This is a genomic window from Heliomicrobium undosum (assembly GCF_009877425.1).
Taxonomy (GTDB): Bacteria; Bacillota; Desulfitobacteriia; order Heliobacteriales; family Heliobacteriaceae; genus Heliomicrobium; species Heliomicrobium undosum.
In genome coordinates, this window is sequence record NZ_WXEY01000068.1 from 1 (window position 1) to 451 (window position 451).

1 tRNA gene is annotated in these 451 nt (G+C 41.5%); it reads left to right on the forward strand.

Annotation, left to right across the window (positions count from 1 at the left end):
• The first annotated feature begins 28 nt into the window (after positions 1-28).
• Positions 29-104: transfer RNA gene (locus tag GTO91_RS17695), tRNA-Thr, on the forward strand.
• Positions 105-451 lie beyond the last annotated feature (347 nt).

Genomic DNA, 451 nt, shown 5'->3' on the forward strand with positions numbered 1-451 from the left:
CTTTTCTATCTGAAGTTTTCATACATATGCCGCTGTAGCTCAGTCGGTAGAGCGTATCCTTGGTAAGGATAAGGTCACCGGTTCAATCCCGGTCAGTGGCTCCATTTCAACCAAACATTTCCGGTTGAAAGCATCCAATCGATATGGTATGATGTCATTCCTGTCTCTGACAGGAATTTTTATTCGGCCTCATGCAGGATGCATTATCTGTGTGATATGAATCCTTGTGATGCTTGACTGGTGACACTCAAAAGATTTTCAAGCGAAAACGAACAAATGCTTGAAAATACCAGTTGAAATGCCGAATGAAACGTGATATTATAAGATTCCGCCCGGCAAACGGGCAAGAAAAAACTGGTCCTTGAAAATCGAACAGTTGCGAATCAAAAGCGTGCGAAACCAATCAATTCCGGTTGATTGATATTTTTAAGAGCTTGACTCAAGCTTTTTC